This is a genomic window from Buttiauxella gaviniae ATCC 51604 (genome assembly GCF_001654835.1).
In the GTDB taxonomy this organism is placed as follows: domain Bacteria; phylum Pseudomonadota; class Gammaproteobacteria; order Enterobacterales; family Enterobacteriaceae; genus Buttiauxella; species Buttiauxella gaviniae.
On sequence record NZ_LXEP01000028.1, the window covers coordinates 202,936 to 227,973 of the forward strand.

Consider the following 25,038-nt stretch of genomic DNA (forward strand, 5'->3'; position numbering starts at 1 on the left):
ATAACAACGATGGCGATGAAAAAGTTGCTCATAGCGTCGCTGCTGTTTAGCAGCGCCACCGTATACGGTGCAGACGGGTTCGTGGTGAAGGATATTCATTTCGAAGGCCTGCAGCGAGTCGCCGTCGGTGCGGCCCTCCTCAGCATGCCGGTTCGCGTAGGCGATACTGTCTCTGACGAGGATATCAGTAATACTATTCGTTCACTGTTTGCTACCGGGAACTTCGAAGATGTCCGGGTACTTCGTGATGGCGAAACGTTAGTTGTTCAGGTGAAAGAACGCCCGACAATCGCGAGTATTACCTTCTCCGGTAACAAGTCCGTGAAGGACGACATGCTCAAGCAGAACCTCGAGGCTTCTAGTGTGCGTGTCGGCGAATCACTGGATAGAACGACCCTGGCTGATATTGAAAAAGGGCTGGAAGATTTCTATTACAGCGTTGGTAAGTACAGTGCCAGCGTGAAAGCCGTTGTTACGCCATTGCCGCGTAACCGTGTTGACCTGAAACTGGTATTCCAGGAAGGCGTTTCTGCCAAAATTCAGCAAATCAACATCGTCGGCAACCATGCGTTTACGACTGATGAACTCATTTCGCATTTCCAGTTGCGCGATGAAGTGCCATGGTGGAACGTGGTGGGTGACCGTAAATACCAGAAACAGAAGCTGGCCGGCGACCTCGAAACGCTGCGCAGTTACTATCTGGATCGCGGTTATGCACGCTTTAACATCGATTCGACTCAGGTCAGTTTGACGCCTGATAAGAAAAGCATTTACGTGACCATCAACGTTACAGAAGGCGATCAATACAAGATTGCTGGCGTGACGGTGAACGGTAATCTGGCAGGGCACTCAGCAGAAATTGAAACGCTGACTAAACTCAAACCAGGTGAGCTTTATAACGGCACCAAAGTGACCAAGATGGAAGACGACATCAAGAAATTGTTGGGTCGTTATGGTTACGCCTATCCACGAGTGCAGACACAACCTGAAATCAACGATGCAGATAAGACCGTTAAACTGCATGTGAACGTTGATTCTGGTAACCGTTACTACGTGCGTAAAATTCGTTTTGAAGGCAACGACACCAGTAAAGATTCAGTCCTGCGTCGCGAAATGCGCCAAATGGAAGGGACTTGGCTGGGTAGCGATCTTGTGAACTCAGGTAAAGATCGTCTGAATCGTTTGGGTTACTTCGAAACTGTAGATGTTGATACGCAACGTGTGTCAGGTAGCCCTGACCAGGTTGATGTGGTCTACAAAGTTAAAGAGCGCAACACCGGTAGTTTCAACTTTGGTGTGGGTTACGGTACTGAAAGTGGTATCAGTTTCCAGGTCGGTGTCCAACAGGATAACTGGTTAGGAACAGGCTACTCGGTTGGTATCAACGGTACCAAAAACGATTATCAGACATATGCTGAATTGTCGGTAACCGATCCGTACTTTACAGTTGATGGCGTGAGCCTCGGTGGCCGTCTCTTCTACAATGACTTTAAAGCTGATGACGCGGATCTTTCTGACTACACCAACACAAGTTATGGTGTGGACGGAACGCTTGGCTTCCCGGTTAACGAAAACAACACATTGCGTCTGGGCTTAGGTTACGTGCATAACGACCTGTCCAACATGCAGCCACAGGTTGCGATGTGGCGTTATTTGGATTCTGTTGGTCAATCGGCTAGCACATCATCTGATGACAATGGTTTTGCTGCAGATGACTTCACGCTGAACTATGGCTGGACGTACAACAAACTTGACCGTGGTTACTTCCCAACAGAAGGCTCACGCGTAAACCTGAACGGTAAAGTGACCGTTCCGGGTTCAGATAACGAGTTCTATAAAGTGACTCTGGATACTGCGAGCTACTTCCCAATTGATGAGGATCATACCTGGGTCATGTTAGGACGTACTCGTTGGGGCTACGGTGATGGTCTTGGCGGCAAAGAAATGCCGTTCTATGAGAACTTCTATGCCGGTGGTTCCAGTACTGTTCGTGGTTTCCAGTCAAATAACATTGGTCCTAAAGCTGTTTATTACGGCGGCAATGATACAGATAACTGTAACAAAGCTTCGTCAACTGAAGTTTGTAGTTCTGACGATGCAGTCGGTGGTAACGCAATGGCAGTGGCAAGTCTTGAACTTATCACGCCAACGCCGTTCTTGAGCGAGAAGTACGCGAACTCTGTGCGTACTTCCGTGTTCATGGACATGGGTACCGTTTGGGATACTAACTGGGATAATACCAAGTATTCTGCAGACGGGATTCCGGACTACAGTGACCCAAGTAATATTCGTATGTCAGCAGGTATCGCATTGCAATGGATGTCACCGCTGGGGCCGTTGGTCTTCTCTTATGCCCAACCGTTCAAGAAGTACGAAGGCGACAAAGCGGAACAGTTCCAGTTTAACATTGGTAAAACTTGGTAACTGTTCTGTGCGAAGGAATGCATAAAAGCAGTGTAGCGTTGATGCCAGTTCGCTAAATGCAGAACTGGCACACGCAAAAAAGAGTGTCTTCGGACACATTCGGGATGGTAAGGAGTTTATTGTGAAAAAGTGGTTATTTGCCGCAGGTCTTGGCCTCGCTATGGCTGCATCTGCCAGCGTTCAAGCAGCTGAAAGCATTGCTGTAGTAAACATGGGCAACCTGTTCCAACAGGTAGCACAGAGCACCGGTGTGTCTAAAACTCTTGAAAACGAGTTTAAAGGCCGCGCAAGCGAGTTGCAGAATATGGAAGGCGACCTGCAGTCCAAAATGCAAAAGCTGCAACGCGATGGTTCTACCATGAAAGCTGCTGACCGCAGCAAAGCTGAAAAAGATCTGATGGCTCAACGTCAGCAGTTCCAGACTAAAGCTCAGGCATTCGAACAAGATCGTCAACGTCGCTCTAACGAAGAGCGTGGCAAACTGGTTACTCGTATTCAGAGCGCAGTGAAGAAAGTTGCTGACGACAAAGGCATCGACGTAGTTCTGGATGCTAACACCGTTGCTTATGCTGGCAGCAGTGTTAAAGACATCACTTCAGATGTTCTGAAACAGGTTAAATAAGTAATGTCTTCAATTCGACTGGCTGATTTAGCCCAGCAGTTGGATGCAGATTTGCACGGTGATGGCGATCTCGTCATCACCGGCGTTGCATCTATGCAAACGGCCCAGGCTGGCCAAATTACGTTCATGGTTAACCCACGTTACCGTGAGCAATTGGCTGTTTGCCAGGCTTCTGCCGTCGTTATGACTGAAGCCGACCTCCCTTTCGCACATAGCGCGGCATTGGTAGTGAAGAATCCCTACCTCACATATGCTCGCATGGCGCAAATCCTTGATTCCACGCCGCAACCTGCTCAAAAAATCGCACCAAGTGCAGTGATTGATGCAACTGCGACGTTGGGTAATAACGTAGCCATTGGCGCCAATGCGGTTATCGAATCTGGCGTAGTGCTTGGTGATAACGTTGTGATTGGTCCTGGCTGTTTCGTGGGTAAACACACCAAAATTGGTGCTGGCACACGCCTGTGGGCGAATGTGTCGGTTTACCATGAAATCCAGATCGGTGAACAGTGCCTGGTTCAGTCCGGTACCGTCATCGGTTCAGATGGTTTTGGTTATGCTAACGATCGTGGCAATTGGGTGAAGATCCCCCAACTTGGTCGCGTGATTATTGGCGATCGTGTCGAGATCGGTGCTTGTACGACGATTGACCGTGGCGCACTAGACGACACGATTATTGGCAATGGTGTTATCATTGATAATCAATGCCAGATTGCACATAACGTTGTGATTGGCGACAATACTGCTGTTGCTGGCGGTGTGATCATGGCAGGCAGCCTGAAAATTGGCCGTTACTGCATGATTGGTGGTGCCAGTGTTATCAATGGCCATATGGAAATCTGCGATAAAGTCACCGTGACTGGAATGGGCATGGTAATGCGCCCTATCACAGAGCCGGGGGTTTACTCCTCAGGTATTCCACTACAGCCGAACAAAGTGTGGCGTAAAACAGCCGCGTTGGTGATGAATATCGACGAGATCAGCAAACGCTTGAAATCCGTTGAGAAAAAAATCAATCAACAAGACTAAAAGTCACCCGCCCAAGACGCGTTAGTGCTTACTGATTTGCGGCCTGCTAGCTATCCCGAGATAGTCGCAGGCCGTGTTATTATTGTCATTTGGTACATTTAGACAGGAAGAGTATCTTGACTACCGACACTCATACTCTGCACATCGAAGAGATTTTGGAACTTCTGCCACACCGTTACCCGTTCTTGCTGGTAGACCGCGTGCTGGATTTTGAAGAGGGGCGTTTTTTACGTGCAGTAAAAAATGTCACAGTAAACGAGCCGTTTTTCCAGGGCCACTTCCCTGGTAAACCGATTTTCCCGGGTGTGCTGATTCTTGAAGCGATGGCGCAAGCCACCGGTATTCTTGCGTTCAAAAGCGTAGGGAAACTGGAACCTGGTGAGCTTTATTACTTTGCTGGTATCGATGAAGCGCGTTTCAAACGTCCTGTCGTACCTGGTGACCAGATGGTCATGGAAGTTACTTTCGAGAAAACCCGCCGTGGTCTGACGCGCTTTAAAGGCGTGGCAACTGTTGACGGTAAAATTGTCTGCGAAGCAACTATGATGTGTGCCCGCAGCCGGGAGAGTTAATACGTGATTGATAAATCCGCCTTTATTCATCCATCTGCCATTGTGGAAGACGGTGCCGTTATTGGTGCTAACGTTCATATTGGTCCGTTTTGTATTGTTGGTCCGCATGTTGAAATCGGTGAAGGTACCGTTCTGAAATCCCATGTTGTGGTAAATGGTCATACGACTATTGGCCGTGATAACGAGATTTATCAGTTCGCTTCCATTGGTGAAGTTAACCAGGATCTGAAATATGCCGGTGAACCAACTCGTGTGGAAATTGGCGATCGCAACCGCATTCGTGAAAGCGTCACCATCCATCGCGGAACAGAGCAGGGCGGTGGTTTGACGAAGGTGGGTAGCGATAACCTGCTGATGGTCAACGCTCACGTGGCGCATGACTGTACAGTCGGTAACCGCTGTATCCTCGCAAATAACGCAACTCTTGCTGGTCACGTTTCCGTTGATGATTTCGCAATCATTGGCGGCATGACCGCTGTGCACCAGTTCTGCATTATCGGTGCACACGTGATGGTGGGTGGTTGTTCCGGTGTGGCACAAGATGTTCCGCCGTATGTTATCGCGCAGGGCAACCACGCAACGCCATTCGGCGTAAACATCGAAGGGCTTAAACGCCGCGGCTTTACCAGAGAAGCTATTCACGCTGTTCGCAACGCGTATAAGATTCTCTACCGCAGCGGGAAAACCTTCGAAGAAGCGAAGCCTGAAATTGCTGCGATTGCTGAGCAACATCCAGAAGTGAACGCATTTGTTGAATTCTTTGAACGTTCAACTCGTGGTCTGATTCGCTAAATGAAACCTGGTCGTCCGCTTACGATTGCCCTGGTCGCCGGAGAAACTTCCGGCGATATTCTTGGTGCTGGTCTGATTCGTGCTCTGAAAGCTCGTCATCCTGATGCTCGCTTTGTTGGTGTTGCCGGGCCTCTGATGCAGGCTGAAGGCTGTGAAGCATGGTATGAGATGGAAGAGCTGGCGGTGATGGGCATTGTTGAAGTGCTCGGTCGCCTGCGTCGCTTATTGCATATCCGAGCCGATCTCACGCGCCGTTTCACCGAATTGCAGCCAGACGTTTTTGTCGGCATTGATGCGCCTGATTTCAACATCACGCTCGAAGGCAATCTTAAGAAGCAGGGTATTCGCACCATTCATTACGTCAGCCCTTCCGTTTGGGCATGGCGGCAAAAACGCGTTTTCAAAATTGGCAGAGCAACGGATTTAGTGCTCGCATTTCTGCCTTTCGAAAAAGCGTTTTACGATAGATTTAATGTTCCGTGCCGGTTTATCGGTCATACCATGGCGGATGCCATGCCGCTTGATCCTGATAAAAATGCCGCCCGCGCGACTCTGGGTATTTCCCCTGATGCGAAATGCCTGGCACTATTACCGGGGAGCCGGGGAGCAGAAGTTGAAATGCTCAGCGCGGATTTCCTGAAAACAGCTCTTTTGCTGCGTGAGCGTTTCCCGGGGCTCGAAATTGTCGTTCCTTTGGTTAATGCCAAACGCCGTGAGCAGTTTGAGCGTATCAAAGCAGAAGTCGCGCCTGACCTGACAATGCATTTGCTTAATGGGCAAGGGCGCGAAGCGATGGTGGCAAGCGATGCCGCATTGCTGGCATCAGGTACTGCGGCACTTGAGTGCATGCTGGCGAAATGCCCGATGGTGGTGGGCTATCGCATGAAGCCATTCACTTTCTGGCTGGCGAAGCGACTGGTGAAAACCGATTACGTTTCACTTCCAAATCTACTGGCTGGCCGTGAACTGGTCAAAGAATTGCTGCAGGAAGAGTGCGAGCCAAATGCACTAGCGCAGGTGCTGGGGCCGTTGCTGGAAGACGGTGCGCAGAGCCATCAAATGCATGACACCTTCCGTGAACTGCATCAGCAGATTCGTTGTAATGCCGATGAACAGGCGGCCGATGCTGTGCTGGAGCTCGCACAATGATTGAATTTATTTATCCTCATACGCACCTGGTTGCGGGTGTTGACGAAGTCGGCCGTGGCCCGTTGGTTGGTGCAGTCGTCACCGCTGCGGTGATCCTCGACCCGGCGAAGCCTATCATTGGCCTTGCCGACTCGAAGAAGCTTTCTGAAAAACGCCGCAACGCGCTTTATGATGAAATCGTCGAAAAAGCACTGTCCTGGAGTCTTGGGCGTGCTGAGCCCGAAGAGATTGACCAGCTAAATATTTTGCACGCCACAATGCTTGCGATGCAGCGTGCGGTTGCAGGCCTTTGCGTGGCTCCAGAATATGTACTGATTGATGGCAACCGCTGCCCTGCATTACCGATGCCTTCTCTGGCCGTAGTTAAAGGTGACAGTCGGGTTGCAGAAATCAGTGCGGCATCAATAATTGCCAAAGTGACGCGCGATCGTGAAATGGCAGAGCTTGATCTCTCTTTCCCGCAATACGGTTTTGCCCAACATAAGGGCTACCCCACAGCTTTCCATCTGGAAAAGCTGGCAGAGCATGGTGCGACTGAACATCATCGTCGTAGCTTTGCTCCGGTCAAACGCGCTCTCGGACTGGCGTCCTGATTTGCGGACGTACGTTACACATCTAAACGGAATGAGAAATGGCTGAACCACGTTTCGTACACCTTAGGGTGCACAGCGACTACTCCATGGTTGATGGCCTGGCAAAAACAGCACCGCTGGTGAAGAAAGCCGCGGCGATGGGGATGCCAGCAATTGCTATCACTGATTTTACCAACCTCTGCGGGCTGGTGAAATTCTATGGTGCTGCGCACGGCGCAGGGCTTAAGCCGATCATTGGTGCTGATTTTAACGTTGCGAATGAATTGTTGGGTGATGAACTCAGCCATTTAACCGTACTTGCTGCAAACAATGTCGGTTATCAAAACCTGACATTGCTCATCTCTAAGGCTTACCAGCGTGGTTACGGTGCTGCAGGCCCCATTATCGACCGAGCGTGGCTTGCCGAACTGAATGAAGGGCTGATCCTTCTTTCTGGCGGGCGCATGGGGGATATTGGCAAAAACTTGTTGCGTGGAAATACAGCACAGCTTGATCTGTGCCTGGAATTTTATCAGCAATATTTTGCCGATCGCTTCTATCTGGAACTGATTCGTACTGGTCGTCCTGACGAAGAAAGTTATTTGCATGCCGCTGTCGCTTTAGCGGATGAACGTGGTTTGCCGGTTGTTGCAACGAACGACGTAAGATTCATTGAGTCTACAGATTTTGATGCACATGAAATCCGCGTTGCTATTCACGATGGCTTTACCCTTGATGATCCTAAACGCCCGCGTAACTACTCTTCGCAGCAGTATCTGCGTACCGAAGAGGAGATGTGCGAGCTGTTTTCGGACGTCCCGGAAGCGCTGGAAAACAGCGTAGAAATTGCCAGACGCTGTAACGTTACAGTTCGCCTTGGCGAATATTTCCTGCCGCAATTCCCAACCGGTGAAATGTCGACTGAAGACTTCCTGGTCATGAAATCGAAGGAAGGGCTTGAAGATCGTCTGGAGTTTTTGTTCAAAGATCCTGAAGAGCGTGCGGTGAAAAGGCAGCCGTACGACGAGCGTCTGGATATTGAGCTAAAAGTTATTAACCAGATGGGGTTCCCGGGCTACTTCCTGATCGTGATGGAATTTATCCAGTGGTCCAAAGACAACGGCGTGCCGGTAGGGCCTGGCCGTGGTTCTGGTGCGGGTTCACTGGTTGCTTATGCTCTGAAGATTACCGATCTTGATCCGCTTGAGTTTGACCTGCTGTTCGAACGTTTCCTTAACCCGGAACGTGTATCGATGCCCGACTTCGATATCGACTTCTGCATGGAAAAACGCGATTGGGTTATCGACCACGTAGCCGAAATGTACGGGCGCGAAGCGGTATCACAGATTATTACCTTTGGTACCATGGCGGCAAAAGCGGTTATCCGCGATGTGGGCCGTGTACTGGGGCACCCATACGGTTTTGTCGATCGGATTTCTAAACTGATCCCGCCAGATCCTGGCATGACGCTTGCCAAAGCGTTTGAAGTTGAACCGCAGCTTCCCGAAATGTATGAAGCTGACGAAGAAGTTAAAGCGCTTATTGATATGGCGCGTAAGCTTGAAGGTGTCACGCGTAACGCTGGTAAACATGCTGGCGGCGTGGTTATTGCACCAACCAAAATTACTGACTTTGCTCCGCTTTATTGCGATGACCAGGGCCAAAACCCGGTCACCCAGTTCGATAAAAACGATGTGGAATATGCGGGCCTGGTGAAGTTCGACTTCCTCGGCTTGCGTACGCTGACCATCATCGACTGGGCGTTGAAGATGATCAACCCGCGTCGGGCAAAGCAAGGTTTAGAACCGATTGATATCGCGGCAATCCCGCTCGAAGACAAGAAAAGCTTCGACATGCTGCAACGTTCGGAAACCACTGCGGTGTTCCAGCTAGAATCCCGCGGCATGAAAGATCTTATCAAGCGTCTGCAGCCTGACTGCTTCGAAGATATGATCGCACTGGTTGCGCTGTTCCGCCCCGGCCCGCTGCAATCGGGCATGGTTGATAACTTTATCGACCGTAAACACGGGCGTGAAGCCATCTCTTATCCGGATATTCAATGGCAGCATGAAAGCCTGAAACCGGTACTTGAACCGACCTACGGCATTATCCTGTATCAAGAACAGGTTATGCAGATTGCACAGGTGCTGGCGGGTTACTCGCTCGGTGGTGCGGATATGCTACGTCGTGCGATGGGTAAAAAGAACCCGGTCGAAATGGCGAAGCAGCGTGGCGGTTTTGAAGATGGTGCGAAATCGCGTGGTATTGATGGTGAACTGGCGATTAAGATCTTCGACCTGGTAGAGAAATTTGCCGGCTATGGGTTTAACAAATCTCACTCAGCCGCTTATGCCCTGGTTTCTTACCAGACGCTGTGGCTAAAAGCGCACTATCCGGCAGAGTTTATGGCGGCGGTGATGACCGCTGATATGGATAACACCGAGAAAATCGTCGGCCTGGTGGATGAATGCTGGCGAATGGGCCTGAAAATTCTGCCACCGGATATTAACTCCGGGCTGTACCATTTCCACGTTAATGACGACGGGGAAATCGTTTATGGTATCGGCGCGATTAAAGGTGTCGGTGAAGGCCCAATTGAAGCGATAATTGAGGCGCGTAACGAGGGCGGTTATTTCCGCGAGCTGTTCGATCTGTGTGCGCGTGCTGACGTTAAAAAACTCAATAAACGCATTCTTGAAAAATTAGTGATGTCCGGGGCGTTTGACCGCCTTGGGCCGCATCGCGCAGCACTGATGAATGCGTTGCCTGATGCACTTAAAGCGGCTGACCAACATGCGAAAGCCGAAGCCATCGGCCAGGTGGATATGTTCGGTGTATTGGCCGATGAACCTGAGCAGGTTGAGCAGTCCTACGCCAGCGTAATGCAATGGCCTGAACAAGTGGTGCTGGATGGTGAGCGTGAAACGTTAGGGTTATACCTGACGGGGCATCCTATTACCCAGTATCTGAAAGAAATTGAGCGCTATGTCGGTGGCATGCGCCTGAAAGAGATGCACCCGACAGAACGTGGTAAAATGACCACAGCTGCGGGTCTGGTGATTGCTTCGCGGGTGATGGTTACCAAGCGCGGCAATCGCATTGGCATCTGTACTCTGGATGACCGTTCTGGTCGCCTGGAAGTGATGCTATTCACAGATGCGTTAGAAAAGTACCAGCATCTGTTGGAAAAAGACCGTATCCTGATCGTCAGCGGACAGGTCAGCTTTGATGACTTCAGCGGTGGCCTTAAAATGACTGCTCGCGAAGTTATGGATATAGACGAGGCCCGCGAAAAGTATGCGCGTGGGCTTGCTATCTCGCTGACGGACAGGCAAATTGATGACCAGCTTTTGAACCGTCTCCGTCAGTCTCTGGAACCCCATCGTTCGGGGACCATTCCAGTACATCTCTACTATCAGAGAGCGGATGCACGTGCGCGTTTGCGTTTTGGCGCAGCATGGCGTGTATCCCCAAGCGATCGTTTGCTCAATGAGCTTCGCACGCTGATAGGATCGGAGCAGGTGGAACTGGAGTTTGACTAATACAGGAATATTATGAGTCTGAATTTCCTCGATTTTGAACAGCCGATTGCAGAGCTGGAAGCGAAAATTGATTCCCTGACTGCAGTTAGCCGTCAGGACGAAAAGTTAGATATTAATCTCGACGAAGAAGTGCAGCGCCTGCGTGAAAAAAGCGTAGAACTCACACGTAAAATCTTCGCCGATTTAGGAGCATGGCAGATTGCTCAACTGGCGCGTCACCCGCAGCGCCCGTATACGCTTGATTACCTGCGTCTCGCTTTTGATGAGTTCGATGAACTTGCGGGTGACCGTGCGTATGCTGACGATAAAGCTATTGTTGGTGGCATTGCGCGTCTTGATGGTCGTCCTGTTATGGTCATTGGCCATCAGAAAGGCCGTGAGACTAAAGAGAAAATCCGCCGTAACTTCGGTATGCCAGCACCAGAAGGCTACCGTAAAGCACTGCGTTTGATGGAAATGGCTGAGCGTTTCAAAATGCCAATCATTACCTTCATCGACACCCCTGGGGCTTATCCTGGTGTGGGCGCGGAAGAACGCGGCCAGTCAGAAGCTATCGCTCGCAACTTACGTGAAATGTCTGGCCTGAAAGTGCCGGTCATCTGTACCGTAATCGGCGAAGGTGGTTCTGGTGGTGCGTTGGCAATCGGCGTGGGCGATAAAGTGAATATGCTGCAGTACAGCACCTATTCCGTTATCTCTCCGGAAGGTTGTGCGTCAATTCTGTGGAAAAGTGCTGATAAGGCACCAATCGCTGCAGAAGCGATGGGTATCATTGCGCCACGCCTGAAAGAGCTGAAGCTGATTGATTCCGTGATCCCTGAACCACTGGGCGGTGCACACCGTAACGTGGAAGCAATGGCCGCTTCACTGAAAGCGCAATTGCTGGCCGATCTTGCCGATCTGGACGTGTTGAATACCGAAGAGCTGTTGGCTCGTCGTTATCACCGTCTGATGAGTTACGGTTACGCATAATAGCGTGATGCTCTGAAGAAGAAGGTCAGAAGAAATTCTGGCCTTTTTTATTCTCTGAATCCCACACTTTAAGAAGCTTTACACCTCTGCACTTGTCCTCAGCCACTTTTCAATAAACTATGCTTACCTGAAGGTTTTTTTCCAGGAGGTAAGCGTTGAATATTATTGCAATCATGGGACCGCATGGCGTTTTCTACAAAGACGAGCCAATCAAAGAACTCCACCAGGCGCTGGAAGTTCAGGGTTTTCGCCTGATTTACCCGACCAACAGTACCGACCTGCTGAAACTAATCGAACATAACCCGCGTATCTGCGGCGTCATTTTTGACTGGGATGAATACAGCCTGGATTTATGCAGCGAAATTAATGCGCTGAATGAATATCTGCCTTTGTATGCGTTTATCAACACACACTCTTCGCTAGATGTCAGCGTCAACGAAATGCGCATGGCGCTGTGGTTCTTTGAATACGCCCTCAGTGCAGCAGACGATATCGCCCTGCGCATCCGTCAGTACACTAATGAATATCTCGACAACATCACCCCGCCGTTAACCAAAGCATTGTTCAACTATGTGAACGAAGGGAAATATACCTTCTGCACGCCGGGGCATATGGCGGGCACCGCCTATCTGAAAAGCCCGGTTGGCTGTTTGTTCTATGACTTCTTTGGCGCGAACACGCTTAAAGCGGATGTCTCTATTTCGGTGACGGAACTGGGATCGTTACTCGATCACACTGGCCCACATCTGGAAGCTGAGGAATATATCGCCCGTACTTTTGGTGCGGAGCAGAGTTATATGGTGACCAACGGCACATCCACGTCGAATAAAATCGTGGGTATGTACGCCGCGCCTTCCGGCAGCACAGTGCTGATTGACCGTAACTGCCATAAATCGCTGACCCATTTGCTGATGATGACCGACCTGGTACCCATCTGGTTAAAACCGACACGCAACGCGCTGGGGATTTTGGGCGGCATTCCGCAGCGTGAATTTATGCGCGAGAGTATCGAGGCGAAAGTTGCTGCGACGGAAAATGCCCAGTGGCCGGTGCATGCGGTTATCACCAACTCGACTTACGATGGCTTGCTGTATAACACCGAATTTATCAAACAGACTCTCGATGTACTCTCGATCCACTTTGATTCCGCCTGGGTGCCGTACACCAACTTCCACGCTATTTATCAGGGTAAAAGCGGTATGAGTGGCGATCGCGTGCCGGGGAAAGTGATTTACGAAACCCAGTCCACACACAAATTACTGGCAGCGTTGTCGCAGGCATCCCTTATTCATATTAAAGGTGACTACGACGAGGAAACTTTCAACGAAGCCTACATGATGCATACCACTACATCGCCAAGTTATCCGCTGGTGGCATCCATTGAAACGGCGGCAGCAATGCTACGAGGCAACCCCGGCAAGCGGTTGATTAACCGTTCGGTAGAGCGTGCGCTGCATTTCCGTCGTGAAGTTCAGCGCCTGCGAGAAGAGTCAGAGGACTGGTTCTTCGATATCTGGCAGCCGGAATTTATTGATGAAGCCGCCTGTTGGCCGATTTCGCCAGGCGAAGAGAACTGGCACGGTTTCAAAGATGCCGATGCTGACCATATGTACCTCGACCCGATAAAAGTCACCATTCTGACGCCAGGCATGGATGAGTTAGGGACGATGGCTGATGAGGGCATTCCCGCTGCACTGGTGGCGAAGTTCCTTGATGAACGCGGTGTGGTCGTCGAAAAAACAGGGCCATATAACCTGCTGTTCCTGTTTAGCATTGGGATAGACAAAACCAAGGCGTTAAGTTTGTTGCGTGGTTTGACGGAGTTTAAACGCTCGTATGACCTCAATTTGCGTGTGAAAAACATGCTGCCGGATTTGTATGCTGAAGACCCTGATTTTTATCGCAATATGCGTATCCAGGACCTGGCGCAAGGCATCCACAAATTGATTAAGCAGCACAATCTTTCTGACCTGATGCTGCGTGCTTTTGATGTGCTCCCGGAAATGAAAATGACGCCGCACAAGGCGTATCAACAGCAAGTGAAAGGTAACGTTGAAACGGTAGAAATCGAACAATTGCTTAATCGCGTTTCAGCAAACATGATCCTGCCGTATCCACCCGGTGTGCCGGTGGTGATGCCTGGTGAGATGATCACCAATGAAAGTCGGGCAGTGCTCGATTTCCTGCTGATGCTGTGTTCTGTGGGAGAGCACTATCCTGGGTTTGAAACCGACATTCACGGAGCCAAACTGGGTGAGGATGGCATCTACAGAGTACGAGTCCTAAAATCGGTGTAGCATATTGATTTACCTATGCATGATAGTTACCGTGCGAAAAAGACAAAGGAGCATTTATGCTGGGTTTAAAGCAAGTTCACCACATCGCTATCATCGCGTCGGATTACCCAACCAGTAAGCATTTTTACTGCGATATTCTTGGCTTTACGCTGCAAGCGGAAGCCTATCGTGAAGAACGGGATTCATGGAAAGGTGATTTGGCATTGAACGGGCAATATGTCATTGAGCTATTTTCCTTCCCGTTCCCGCCAGCAAGGCCGAGTCGCCCAGAGGCTTGTGGGTTACGTCATCTGGCGTTTAGCGTTGACGATATCGACACCGCGATTGTTCACCTTGAGAAGCATGGAGTGAAGTGTGAGCCGGTTCGTATCGATCCTTTCACCAATAAGCGTTTTACTTTCTTTAACGACCCCGATGGCTTGCCTCTTGAGCTATACCAGCAGTAACGCTTGCCTCTCTTCTCGTAGCCCGGTAACGTGCCGGGCAAAACCTTATTCAAGTTACTGACTATGCCACTTCGTCCTCTCATCAAATTATTGCAACCGCACCCGAATTTGCTGGTGGCGTTTAGTGGTGGCCTGGATTCCACGGTTTTGCTCCATCAGTTGGTTACGCTTAGCGATACGCAGGCCGCAAACCTCCAGATTCGCGCCATGCATATTCATCATGGTTTAAGCCCCTATGCTGATGAATGGGCAGAACATTGCCAGCAAGTCTGTGAGCAATGGAACGTGCCGCTTGAAGTCAAACGCGTAAAACTCGCAGACGAGGGATTGGGCCTTGAAGCCCACGCGCGAACAGCACGTTATCAGGCGCTGGCTGAAACAATACGGCCAGACGAAGTGTTGCTGACGGCGCAGCACCTTGATGACCAGTGTGAAACGTTTTTACTTGCCCTGAAGCGGGGGAGTGGCCCTGCGGGGCTGGCCGCAATGCCAGAACGTTTGCCGTTTGGTGAGACAGAATTAATCCGACCGCTGCTGGGGCAAACGCGCAAAGATCTGGAAGCGTGGGCGAATGAACACCAGCTAACGTGGATAGAAGACGAAAGTAATCAGGATGATAGCTACGACCGGAATTTCTTGAGGTTGCGGGTCATTCCTGAAATCCAGCAACGCTGGCCGCATTTCCCGCAAAGCGTTGCTCGTAGCGCTGAACTATGTGGCGAGCAAGAGCAGTTACTTGATGAGTTACTTGCCGAACAACTCAATGCACTGATTCAGGACGATGGCTCATTACTGATTGAGCCTCTGCTGTCCCTGAGCGATATCCGACGTGCCGCGTTGTTACGCCGTTGGTTTGCCCGGCAAAAAGCCGCCATGCCATCACGGGCGGCTTTAGCGCGCTTGTGGGGTGAAGTTGCGACCAGCCGTGACGATGCCACTCCTCGCCTGAGATTTGGCGCTTACGAAGTTCGCCGTTATCAGGGGGCGCTGTACTGGCTACCTTTGATGAACGGATTGGGTGATAAAATCATTTCCTGGCCGGCACCTTTTGCACCACTCACGTTGCCTGACGGCCTGGGCACGCTTTTATGTGCGCCGTGTGGACAGGAAATTCGGGCACCTCACGATAACGAGCCTGTTACCTTACGCTTTAAGGCTTCCGGGCAGTTCCATATTGTTGGGCGCGAACGAGGTCGAAGTTTGAAAAAAATCTGGCAGGAGTCAGGTATTCCACCCTGGCTGCGCGAAAGAACGCCGCTGCTATTTTATGGTGAGCAATTAATTGCAGCACTGGGTGTTTTTGTCACCCGGGAAGGCATTGCAACGGAACAATCATGCTGGCGTGTCGACTGGCAAAAGGAGAATCAATAATGAAAAGAATGATTATTTTGGCTGGAGTGTTGTTGTGTAGCCAACCGGTACTGGCAAAAGGTGACGCAGTCGCTGGTGAGCAGAAAGCAATGATGTGTGTGGCCTGCCACGGTGCGACGGGGAAAGTGTCCGTGCCGATGTACCCGAATCTTGCCGGGCAAAACGAGGCGTATCTTGAACACTCGTTGAAGGCATATAAAAAAGGTGAGCGCAGCGGTGGGCAAGCGGAAGTGATGAAGGCTTATGTGAGCGGGCTTTCCGATGAAGATATAAGTAATCTGGCGGCTTACTACGCCTCAATGAAACCGTAAAAAAAACGGGCAGCTCATGGCTGCCCGCGTATGCGGATACTTTGCGTATCAGGACTCGCTAACTACGACAGTACCAATTTCAGGATGGCTGAAGCTGGTAATTTTATCGAGACGAACTTCGCGAGTGGCTCCGGCATCATCGAGAATCAGATATTCGATGTTTTTACGAGACACCAGGTCACTGGCTTTCGCCTTGAAAACTTCTCCGCTCTTTAACTCCAGCGTCAATAATAAGTGATGCTGGCAGGCGAGCTCGAGATTGTCATAATCATCACAATTGATGGGTTGATAGGCATCATTCATTGACATAATCGCTCACCAGTAAGTTCGCGGCAGCATACGCCGCCTGTTCCCTAATCGATTCTGGTTGTGCTTCGTTGGAAGCCACTTCATTCAGCACTTTCAATACGCAACCCAGTGCATCGGGAATGTAACCCAAATCTCCGCTGGCTATTTCCGCATAGCGCCGCCGTACTAATTCACAATACTTTTCCACACGCCCTCCTTTCAGAGTCCCGAACTCAGACTTAATCGTGTGATGCCAGTTAAGCCTACGAAGATAAACTCTGTTTAGCAAGGTGACTATACCACAGCAGTGAAACCGATATCAGCAGACCAACTCGCTACTTGAGTGAATACATAACAGCGTTTTAGCGGGGTTTTCGTTACAATGAGCGCCTTATTCGTGTGGAGAAGTGTGATGGCGTTAAAAGCGACAATCTATAAAGCGATGGTGAATGTTGCCGATCTCGATCGCAATCAATTCCTGGATAGCAACCTGACGCTTGCGCGCCATCCTTCGGAAACGCAAGAACGTATGATGCTGCGTTTGCTGGCATGGATTAAATACGCCAACGAGCGCCTGCAATTTAGCCGTGGTTTAAGTGCTGAAGATGAGCCGGAAATCTGGCAGCGTAACGATCATATGGGTATCGACCTGTGGATTGAGCTGGGCCTGCCAGAAGAAAAACGTCTGAAAAAAGCCTGTAGCCAATCTGCGCAAGTGGCGCTGTTTACCTATAACAGCCGTGCTGCGGAAGTCTGGTGGCAGCAGCATCAGAACAAACTCAAGCAATACCAAAACTTGTCTATCTGGTATCTGGATGATGAGCAACTGGCGAAGCTGTGTGAGTTTGGTACACGTTCGATGAACTTGCAGGCTACCATTCAGGATGGCGCTATCTGGTTATCTGATGCTGAGAATAATCTCGAAATTCATTTCACGGCCTGGCAGCATCATTGATGATAGTGGTGTCACGAGCGGTAGCTATACCGGACACTGAGGTCACTATTACGGCTATCCGCGCGCAGGGAGCGGGCGGTCAGCATGTGAATAAAACCTCAACAGCTATCCATTTGCGTTTTGACATTCGTGCCTCCAGCCTGCCAGAGTATTATAAAGAACGCTTGCTGGCGGCAAGTCACCATTTGATTACGCCTGATGGCGTGGTGATAATTAAGGCACAAGAATACCGTAGTCAGGAAATGAACCGTGAAGCGGCAGTCGCACGGCTTATTTCATTGATTCAGGAATTAACCGTTGAGCAGAAAAGCCGACGAGCGACGCGACCTACGCGCGCGTCAAAAGAGCGTCGTCTGGCATCGAAATCACAAAAATCAACGACGAAATCATTGCGTGGAAAAGTCCGTCGCCCTGAGTGACGAACGGCAAAGATATTGACCAGAAGAGGGAAGAGATGGTGAAAAAGATTCTATTGTCGGCAGTTGCCGTATGCAGCTTGTTTGCACTTTTTGGTTGTAATAACCGGGCTGAAGTTCAAACGTTACAGCCGGCTCAAGCCGCGGAACTACAGCCAATGCAGCAAAGTTATAAAGGGGTTTTACCTTGTGCGGATTGTTCAGGGATTGAAACGTCGCTGTTTTTGGAAAAAGACGGCACCTGGGTGATGAACCAACGTTATCAGGACGCGAAAGAACCGGCAGTATTTGCATCTTACGGTAGCTGGGCGCGTACGGCGGATAAACTTGTTCTCACTGAACGTGACGGTGAAAAGCTCTATTTCCGCCCGAAAGGCGATAACCTGGAGATGTTGGACAGGGCAGGTAATTCGATTGAGTCTCAGCTCAATTACACTCTGACGCCGAGTAAAGAAGCGTTACCTGCAACGCCAATGACCATGAAAGGCATGTACAAATACATGGCTGATGCGGCAATTTTCCAGGATTGCACCACCGGGAAAACATTCCCTGTGGCCAGTAACGCAGAACTGGAACGTGGATATGCGGCAGCGCGGGGTGAGGATTACCAGCCGGTGTTGCTGGTGGTTGATGCGCACTTTACCTTGCAGGCATCACCAGATAGCGGCGAGTTGAAGAAAACCGTCGTTGCTGACAGAACAGCTAAATTTGAGCCTAAGAAAAGCTGCCACGATTGATAAACCGTGGATATAAAAAAGCCCCGCTAATTGCTTAGCGGGGCTTTTTCTTTATGCGTCAGACTTAGCGTGGAATCTGCGCCAACAAGAAATCAATGATTTCGCTGGTTTTGATCATCTGCTTCTCGCCTGCACGGCGGTTTTTGTATTCAACTTCTTCGCTATCAAGGTTGCGATCGCCGATAACGACAGTGTGTGGAATACCAATCAGTTCCATATCGGCAAACATCACGCCTGGACGCTCTTTACGGTCATCCATTAATACGTCGATGCCTTTGGCACGCAGAGTTGAGTACAGCTCTTCAGCCAGTTCTTTCACGCGGAAAGATTTGTGCATGTTCATCGGCAGAATCGCAACCTGGAAAGGTGCGATCGCATCTGGCCAGACAATGCCGCGCTCGTCGTTGTTCTGCTCGATTGCAGCAGCCACTACGCGAGTCACACCGATACCGTAGCAACCCATGGTCAGCGTCTGGTTACGGCCATCTTCACCCTGAACAGAGGCTTTCATCGCTTCAGAATACTTGGTGCCGAGCTGGAAGATATGACCAACTTCGATACCGCGTTTAATCAGCAGAGTGCCTTTACCGTCCGGGCTAGGATCGCCTTCCACAACGTTACGAATATCAGCAACTTCTGGCAGCGCAACATCGCGTTCCCAGTTAACGCCAACGAAGTGTTTACCGTCGATGTTTGCGCCCGTCGCGAAATCACTCATTGCGGCAACGGTACGGTCGATAACAACAGGGATTGGCAGATTAATTGGGCCAAGTGAACCTGGACCTGCTTTAGCGACGGCACGAATTTCTTCTTCGGTCGCGAAAGTCAGTGGGCTGGCAACTTGCGGCAGTTTTTCTGCTTTAACTTCGTTCAGTTCATGATCGCCACGAACCAGCAGAGCAACCAGCGGATAAGCGCTACCTTCGGTAGCTTTGACCATCAAAGTCTTCACTGTTTTTTCAACTGGCAGATTGAACTGCTCAACCAACTCGGCGATGGTTTTTGCATTCGGCGTATCGATCTGCGTCATTTCAACAGTGGGCGCAGCACGACCACCTGCTGGAGCAACGGCTTCAGCAAATTCAATATTCGCGGCGAAATCAGAATCAGTTGAGAAGATAACATCGTCTTCACCGCTCTGTGCCAGTACCTGGAATTCGTGAGATGCGCTGCCACCAATAGAACCGGTATCTGCTTCTACTGCACGGAAATCCAGACCCATACGGGTGAAGATTTTGCTGTAGGCTTGATACATTGCATCATAAGTTTCCTGCAGGGATTCCTGAGAAGTATGGAAAGAGTAAGCATCTTTCATCAGGAATTCACGGGAACGCATGACGCCGAAACGTGGGCGCACTTCGTCACGGAACTTAGTCTGGATCTGGAAGAAGTTCAGTGGCAGTTGTTTGTAAGAGCTCAGCTCATTACGAATCAGGTCAGTGATGACTTCTTCGTGAGTTGGGCCGAGAACAAATGGGCGATCGCCGCGATCAACAAAACGCAGCAGCTCTGGGCCATACTGTTCCCAACGACCGCTCTCCTGCCACAAATCTGCGGGCTGAACCACGGGCATGCACATCTCGATGGCACCGGCGTTGTTCATCTCTTCACGCACGATGTTTTCGACTTTTTTCAGGACGCGCAGACCGGTCGGCAACCAGGTATACAAACCAGAAGCGAGTTTGCGGATCATCCCGGCACGCAGCATCAGTTGGTGGCTGATGACCTCAGCGTCGGCTGGTGTCTCCTTCAATGTGGAGAGCAGATATTGGCTAGTACGCATGTTGTTACGGTTCCATTTGAACGGCAGATAACTGGCTACCTGAGTAGCCTGATGCAAAATAAGTGTTTTAGTTTACCAGTGTGGCAGGGATGTCAAAAGAGAAGGGCGATAAATTAACGGGTCTCAATTGCAAACACTTCTGAACCTTCGTCGGTCACACGCCAGCGAACGTTAAAATCCAGCAATAAAACGGCGTAGGTTTTCCCCACATCTTCTGCCTTACGATAGGCTGGACGAGGATCTTGTGCGAGCACCTGGCGGATGAAACGCTCAATATAAGGGTAACGTTTATCCAGCACAGTTAATTGCTGCTGCACTTCAGCGGTAAAGTAAACCGGCATATCGGCTGCGGGAGCATGCTGCGCATAACCCGCCATGGCGTCTGGTATCGCTTCAGCAAACGGCAAATAAGGTTTGATATCAACGACCGGCGTGCCGTCGACCAAATCCAGGCTGCCTAACTGCAAGATGACCTGATCTTTCTGGCAACGAATACCTTTCAGCTCAACCAGCGACATCCCAATGGGATTGGGGCGGAAAGTCGAGCGAGTAGCAAAGACGCCCATACGCGCATTCCCACCCAGGCGCGGCGGGCGAACCGTCGGGCGCCAGCCACCTTCCATCGTTTGATGAAAGACAAACAAAAGCCATAGATGGCTAAAGCCTTCAAGACCACGAACAGCATCTGCCACATTATACGGAGGCAGTAAATGCAGCTCGCCACCGCCATCAGTCACTAAACCAGGCTGGCGGGGAACGGCAAACTTCTCTTTATAAGGAGAGTGAATAACGCCGATTTGCTCAAAACTAAAGGCTGTCATTTTGCCGAAACGTTTAACGCAGACCCAACACAAACGGCCTGACGATAGCACCCAGGAGTACCACTGGTAATATCACAGCTATGCAATAACACGGCGTTTGCTTTCATTTTTGATGCGTTAACTTGCAAGCGTTTACGGGCTGTTGGGATATTTGGTGGCGAATCCTGATTGCTAACCTGGCATGAATCGCCGCTGACTTCGCCAAGATCGCGGAAAGGCTTACCTACTAACTCTTCAGCATTGGTATAAATTCTTACGGGGGCCGGACGAACTGGCTTTGGTTTAACAGGCTCAGGTGCCGGTGTTGTTGCAGTGCTTTTAACAGGTTCAACAGGGGATCTGCTTAGCATCGTACAGCCGCTCAGCATGACTGCTAATAAACAGATCGGTAAAGCACGCATAATTTTTCCTCAATGAATGATAAAACGCGATTATTGAACCAAGCTCTCGCACAAATAACAAGACGGGCATAAGCCCGTCTTAGATTATTTACGCAAAAATAGAAGAATGGAAACTTACCAGCCTTTTACTGCGCCGCCGTTGAAGACTTTGTTTGCTGCTTCGTAAACTTCGTCAGACTGGTAAGCCTGAACGAATTTCTTTACATTTTCAGCGTCTTTGTTGTCTTCACGGGATACGATCATGTTCACGTATGGAGAGTCTTTATCTTCAACGAAGATACCGTCTTTCGCTGGAGTCAGGCCAATCTGGCTTGCGTAAGTGGTGTTGATGATAGCCAGAGCAATCTGAGCATCGTCCAGAGAACGTGGCAACTGAGGTGCTTCCAGCTCAACCAGCTTCAGGTTTTTAGGGTTCTCGGTGACATCCAGAACAGTTGGCAGCAGGCCAACACCATCTTTCAGTTTGATCAGACCTTGTTTTTGCAGCAGCAGTAAAGAGCGGCCAAGGTTAGTTGGATCGTTTGGCAGAGCGACCTGCGCACCAGTTTGCAGCTCATCCAGAGATTTGATTTTTTTGGAGTAACCAGCAATTGGGTATACGAATGTGTTGCCTACGCTTACCAGTTTGTAACCACGGTCTTTGATCTGCTGATCCAGGTATGGTTTGTGCTGGAAGGCGTTAGCATCGATATCGCCTTTGCTCAGTGCTTCGTTAGGCAGAACGTAATCGTTAAAGGTAACCAGCTCAACATCCAGGCCATATTTCTCTTTTGCGACTTTCTGCGCAACTTCAGCAACCTGCTGTTCAGCACCAACGATGACGCCAACTTTAATATGGTTTGGATCTTTCTCGTCCTGACCGCAACCCACAAGTGCCAGAGAACCAATCAGAGCACCAACTGCCGCAAAGGTTTTAAATTTAAAAGACATATCCCTTCCTTACTATGTGTAAAAACGATGTTGTGTTGAACGTATTATTTGTGAGTCACTGCCCGGACGATACGATCGCCTGAGAATTGAATTAAATACACTAATACTACCAATAACACTAATACCGTATTCATCACGGTAGCGTTATAACCGATATAACCGTACTGATAACCAATCTGACCTAAGCCACCGGCACCAACCGCACCACCCATAGCAGAATAGCCAACCAGGGTAATCAGCGTGATGGTTGCAGCATTCACCAGACCCGGTAGTGCTTCTGGCAACAGAACTTTGCGAATGATCTGCATTGGTGTGGCACCCATTGCGCGTGAAGCTTCAATCAGGCCCGACGGGATTTCTAACAAGGCGTTTTCAACCATACGTGCGATGAATGGTGCGGCACCTACAGTTAATGGCACGATAGCAGCCTGCAGACCAATTGAGGTCCCGACAATGGTACGAGTAAATGGAATCATCCATACCAGCAATATAATGAACGGGATAGAACGGAAGATATTCACTAACGCTGAAAGGCTGTTATAAACCTTCGCGTTCGCACTGATTTGCCCCGGACGTGTAATATAGAGGAGCACACCAACAGGCAACCCAAGAACGAAACCAAAGAAGCCAGACACAAACGTCATCGCCAGCGTTTCATACACGCCTTTTAACAGTAACCACATCATTGGCTCAGACATAACCCAGCACCTCTACTTTTACATGTTGCTGCTGCAGGTATGCGATAGCAGCGTCCATATCTTGATGTTCTCCGTGCAACTCACACAGCATAATGCCGAACTTCACGCCTCCAGCGTAATCCATCTGCGCGCTGATGATATTGCTGTTCACATTAAAGCGGCGGGCGGTTTCGGAAAGCAGCGGAGCATCAACAGACTGGCCGGTAAATTCCAGGCGCAGTAAAGGAACCGTTGTTTCGCTTTTATCGGCGCTCAAACGCTGTGCGTAATCTTCCGGAATATCCAGATGCAAAGTGGATTGAATGAACTGTTGTGCCAGCGGTGTCTTTGGATGAGAGAACACTTCGCTTACGGTGTCTTGTTCTATTAACTCACCGTCGCTAATGACCGCAACGCAATCACAGATGCGTTTAACAACATCCATTTCATGAGTAATTAAAAGAATAGTCAGGCCAAGACGGCGGTTGATATCTTTCAGAAGTTCCAGAATCGAGCGTGTCGTTGCGGGATCGAGTGCGCTGGTGGCTTCATCGCACAGCAGGACTTTTGGATTACTTGCCAGAGCGCGAGCAATCGCGACACGCTGCTTTTGCCCACCGGACAGGTTAGCTGGGTATGCATCGTGCTTTTCGCTCAGGCCGACTAAATCGAGTAATTCAGACACGCGGCGCTTAATTTCTTCACGTGGCGTATTATCCAGCTCTAAAGGCAATGCAACGTTGCCATAAACAGTACGGGAAGAGAGCAAATTAAAGTGCTGGAAAATCATGCCAATCTGGCGGCGAGCTTTAGTCAGCTGCCCTTCAGAAAGCGTAGTCAGCTCCTGGCCATCGACCAGTACTGAACCTTGAGTTGGGCGTTCGAGCAGGTTTACACAGCGGATGAGTGTGCTTTTCCCTGCACCTGATGCGCCGATCACGCCATAAATTTGCCCAGCAGGAACATGCAGGCTGACATTATTCAGCGCCTGTATGCTGCGGCTTCCTTGCTGGAACACTTTGGTGATATTCGAAAGTTTAATCATTAGGTTATTTATTATCGTATGAGTGTAAGCCGTGGCATTTTCTGCTGCCGATAACGGGCGATGACCGTCATCAGTATGGATGTTAAGGCATCCAGACGTCTAAATCAATCTGCGAATGATTGTCTGTTCCCGCGAGGATAAGAAATCATGCGATACTACAGCTAATAATCCCAGTTTCAGGAGTTTCCAAGTGGCACAGTCTGTTCCCGCTATTTTTCTCGATCGTGATGGCACCATTAATGTGGATCATGGCTACGTTCATGAAGTGGACCAGTTCGAGTTCATTGAGGGTGTAATTGATGCAATGCGTGAGTTAAAGGCAATGGGCTATGCATTAGTTCTCGTCACCAACCAGTCAGGCATTGCTCGTGGCATGTTTACTGAAGATGATTTTGAAAATCTCACTGAATGGATGGACTGGTCGTTAGCAGACCGTGGTGTTGATCTTGATGGCATCTATTATTGCCCGCATCACCCAGAGGCAATAGTAGAAGAGTTTCGCCAAACCTGTGATTGCCGCAAACCACAACCGGGCATGTTGCTCTCCGCTCAAGAGTTCCTTCATATAGATATGGCTTCTTCATATATGGTTGGCGACAAATTGGAAGACATGCAGGCAGCTGCAGCGGCACATGTAGGGACAAAAGTGTTGGTTCGTACCGGCAAGCCAGTCACTGAACAAAGTGAAGCAGCGGCTGATTTTGTCATTAATAGCCTCGCAGACCTGCCAAAAGCGATAAAATCGCGCCAAAAATAAGCGGAACGATTAAAAAGAGCGCGGTTGGTAATTATTTTGAAAATAGGGGTTGTCAGCTTCCAGAAAATCCCTATACTGCGCCTCCACTGACACGGCACAACGGCTTACAAACCGGCTTGTCAGCCAGAT

25 protein-coding genes are annotated in these 25,038 nt (G+C 49.9%); 17 read left to right on the forward strand and 8 right to left on the reverse strand.

Annotated features, from left to right (window positions below):
* Positions 1-9: 9 nt before the first annotated feature.
* From bamA to M977_RS14805, 13 genes are all read left to right on the forward strand, one after another.
* Complete coding sequence (gene bamA / locus M977_RS14745; RefSeq protein WP_064516330.1) at positions 10-2,424, forward strand: outer membrane protein assembly factor BamA; 2,415 nt, start codon at positions 10-12, stop codon at positions 2,422-2,424.
* A gap of 121 nt (positions 2,425-2,545) precedes the next feature.
* Positions 2,546-3,046: a molecular chaperone Skp gene (gene skp / locus M977_RS14750; RefSeq protein ID WP_064516332.1), complete on the forward strand. Its 501-nt coding sequence runs from the start codon at positions 2,546-2,548 to the stop codon at positions 3,044-3,046.
* 3 nt (positions 3,047-3,049) lie between these two features.
* The gene (lpxD, locus tag M977_RS14755) at positions 3,050-4,075 is read left to right on the forward strand and encodes a UDP-3-O-(3-hydroxymyristoyl)glucosamine N-acyltransferase (protein WP_064516334.1); all 1,026 of its coding nucleotides are present in this window, start codon (positions 3,050-3,052) and stop codon (positions 4,073-4,075) included.
* Between the two features lie 116 nt (positions 4,076-4,191).
* On the forward strand, positions 4,192-4,647 hold the full coding sequence (fabZ, locus tag M977_RS14760) for a 3-hydroxyacyl-ACP dehydratase FabZ (protein ID WP_064516336.1): 456 nt from the start codon (positions 4,192-4,194) through the stop codon (positions 4,645-4,647).
* A gap of 3 nt (positions 4,648-4,650) precedes the next feature.
* On the forward strand, positions 4,651-5,439 hold the full coding sequence (gene lpxA, locus M977_RS14765; protein WP_064516338.1) for an acyl-ACP--UDP-N-acetylglucosamine O-acyltransferase: 789 nt from the start codon (positions 4,651-4,653) through the stop codon (positions 5,437-5,439).
* Positions 5,440-6,588, forward strand: a complete 1,149-nt coding sequence (gene lpxB / locus M977_RS14770; RefSeq protein ID WP_064516340.1) for a lipid-A-disaccharide synthase — start codon at positions 5,440-5,442, stop codon at positions 6,586-6,588. It begins immediately after the preceding gene.
* A complete protein-coding gene (gene rnhB, locus M977_RS14775) occupies positions 6,585-7,181 on the forward strand; it encodes a ribonuclease HII (RefSeq protein ID WP_064516342.1) in 597 nt (198 codons plus the stop codon). Before lpxB ends, rnhB begins: the two co-directional genes overlap by 4 nt.
* A 38-nt stretch (positions 7,182-7,219) precedes the next feature.
* Entirely contained in the window at positions 7,220-10,702 is a 3,483-nt protein-coding gene (gene dnaE, locus M977_RS14780) for a DNA polymerase III subunit alpha (protein ID WP_064516344.1), read from the forward strand.
* A 12-nt stretch (positions 10,703-10,714) separates the two neighbouring features.
* Positions 10,715-11,674 carry an acetyl-CoA carboxylase carboxyl transferase subunit alpha gene (gene accA, locus M977_RS14785; protein ID WP_064516346.1) on the forward strand — a complete coding sequence of 320 codons (960 nt, stop codon included), beginning with the start codon at positions 10,715-10,717 and terminating at the stop codon, positions 11,672-11,674.
* A gap of 155 nt (positions 11,675-11,829) precedes the next feature.
* The gene (locus M977_RS14790; RefSeq protein WP_064516349.1) at positions 11,830-13,971 is read left to right on the forward strand and encodes a lysine decarboxylase LdcC; all 2,142 of its coding nucleotides are present in this window, start codon (positions 11,830-11,832) and stop codon (positions 13,969-13,971) included.
* Positions 13,972-14,027: 56 nt separating this feature from the next.
* A complete protein-coding gene (locus tag M977_RS14795; RefSeq protein WP_064516351.1) occupies positions 14,028-14,417 on the forward strand; it encodes a VOC family protein in 390 nt (129 codons plus the stop codon).
* 63 nt (positions 14,418-14,480) lie between these two features.
* Positions 14,481-15,788 (forward strand): tRNA lysidine(34) synthetase TilS, encoded by a 1,308-nt coding sequence (gene tilS, locus M977_RS14800; RefSeq protein ID WP_064516392.1) that lies wholly within the window; start codon positions 14,481-14,483, stop codon positions 15,786-15,788.
* A complete protein-coding gene (locus M977_RS14805; protein WP_064516353.1) occupies positions 15,788-16,099 on the forward strand; it encodes a c-type cytochrome in 312 nt (103 codons plus the stop codon). The genes tilS and M977_RS14805 overlap by 1 nt, the downstream gene beginning before the upstream one ends.
* A gap of 48 nt (positions 16,100-16,147) precedes the next feature.
* On the opposite strand, the gene rof is transcribed toward M977_RS14805, so the two are convergent.
* Positions 16,148-16,408, reverse strand: a complete 261-nt coding sequence (gene rof, locus M977_RS14810; protein WP_034460830.1) for a Rho-binding antiterminator — start codon at positions 16,406-16,408, stop codon at positions 16,148-16,150.
* A complete protein-coding gene (locus tag M977_RS14815) occupies positions 16,395-16,595 on the reverse strand; it encodes a YaeP family protein (RefSeq protein WP_034460828.1) in 201 nt (66 codons plus the stop codon). Before M977_RS14815 ends, rof begins: the two co-directional genes overlap by 14 nt.
* A gap of 204 nt (positions 16,596-16,799) precedes the next feature.
* Here M977_RS14815 and M977_RS14820 point away from each other — a divergent pair, with 204 nt between their 5' ends.
* The 3 genes from M977_RS14820 to nlpE are packed head-to-tail and all read left to right on the forward strand — an operon-like array spanning position 16,800 to position 18,495.
* Positions 16,800-17,342, forward strand: coding sequence for a YaeQ family protein (locus M977_RS14820; protein WP_064516355.1), 543 nt, complete (start codon positions 16,800-16,802; stop codon positions 17,340-17,342).
* Positions 17,342-17,761, forward strand: a complete 420-nt coding sequence (gene arfB / locus M977_RS14825; protein WP_064516357.1) for an alternative ribosome rescue aminoacyl-tRNA hydrolase ArfB — start codon at positions 17,342-17,344, stop codon at positions 17,759-17,761. The genes M977_RS14820 and arfB overlap by 1 nt, the downstream gene beginning before the upstream one ends.
* 38 nt (positions 17,762-17,799) lie before the next feature.
* Positions 17,800-18,495 carry an envelope stress response activation lipoprotein NlpE gene (nlpE, locus tag M977_RS14830; RefSeq protein ID WP_064516394.1) on the forward strand — a complete coding sequence of 232 codons (696 nt, stop codon included), beginning with the start codon at positions 17,800-17,802 and terminating at the stop codon, positions 18,493-18,495.
* A 64-nt stretch (positions 18,496-18,559) separates the two neighbouring features.
* On the opposite strand, the gene proS is transcribed toward nlpE, so the two are convergent.
* The 6 genes from proS to metN form a co-directional block, all read right to left on the reverse strand.
* Positions 18,560-20,278: a proline--tRNA ligase gene (gene proS, locus M977_RS14835; protein WP_064516359.1), complete on the reverse strand. Its 1,719-nt coding sequence runs from the start codon at positions 20,276-20,278 to the stop codon at positions 18,560-18,562.
* A gap of 113 nt (positions 20,279-20,391) precedes the next feature.
* Positions 20,392-21,099, reverse strand: a complete 708-nt coding sequence (gene tsaA, locus M977_RS14840) for a tRNA (N6-threonylcarbamoyladenosine(37)-N6)-methyltransferase TrmO (protein WP_064516361.1) — start codon at positions 21,097-21,099, stop codon at positions 20,392-20,394.
* Entirely contained in the window at positions 21,096-21,500 is a 405-nt protein-coding gene (gene rcsF, locus M977_RS14845; protein ID WP_064516364.1) for an Rcs stress response system protein RcsF, read from the reverse strand. Before rcsF ends, tsaA begins: the two co-directional genes overlap by 4 nt.
* Positions 21,501-21,614: 114 nt before the next feature.
* On the reverse strand, positions 21,615-22,430 hold the full coding sequence (gene metQ, locus M977_RS14850) for a methionine ABC transporter substrate-binding lipoprotein MetQ (RefSeq protein ID WP_064516366.1): 816 nt from the start codon (positions 22,428-22,430) through the stop codon (positions 21,615-21,617).
* 44 nt (positions 22,431-22,474) lie between these two features.
* Entirely contained in the window at positions 22,475-23,128 is a 654-nt protein-coding gene (locus M977_RS14855; protein ID WP_064516368.1) for a methionine ABC transporter permease MetI, read from the reverse strand.
* Positions 23,121-24,152 carry a methionine ABC transporter ATP-binding protein MetN gene (gene metN / locus M977_RS14860; RefSeq protein ID WP_064516370.1) on the reverse strand — a complete coding sequence of 344 codons (1,032 nt, stop codon included), beginning with the start codon at positions 24,150-24,152 and terminating at the stop codon, positions 23,121-23,123. The genes M977_RS14855 and metN overlap by 8 nt, the downstream gene beginning before the upstream one ends.
* A gap of 190 nt (positions 24,153-24,342) precedes the next feature.
* On the opposite strand from metN, the gene gmhB reads away from it, so the two are divergent.
* Positions 24,343-24,909: a D-glycero-beta-D-manno-heptose 1,7-bisphosphate 7-phosphatase gene (gmhB, locus tag M977_RS14865; RefSeq protein WP_064516372.1), complete on the forward strand. Its 567-nt coding sequence runs from the start codon at positions 24,343-24,345 to the stop codon at positions 24,907-24,909.
* Positions 24,910-25,038 lie beyond the last annotated feature (129 nt).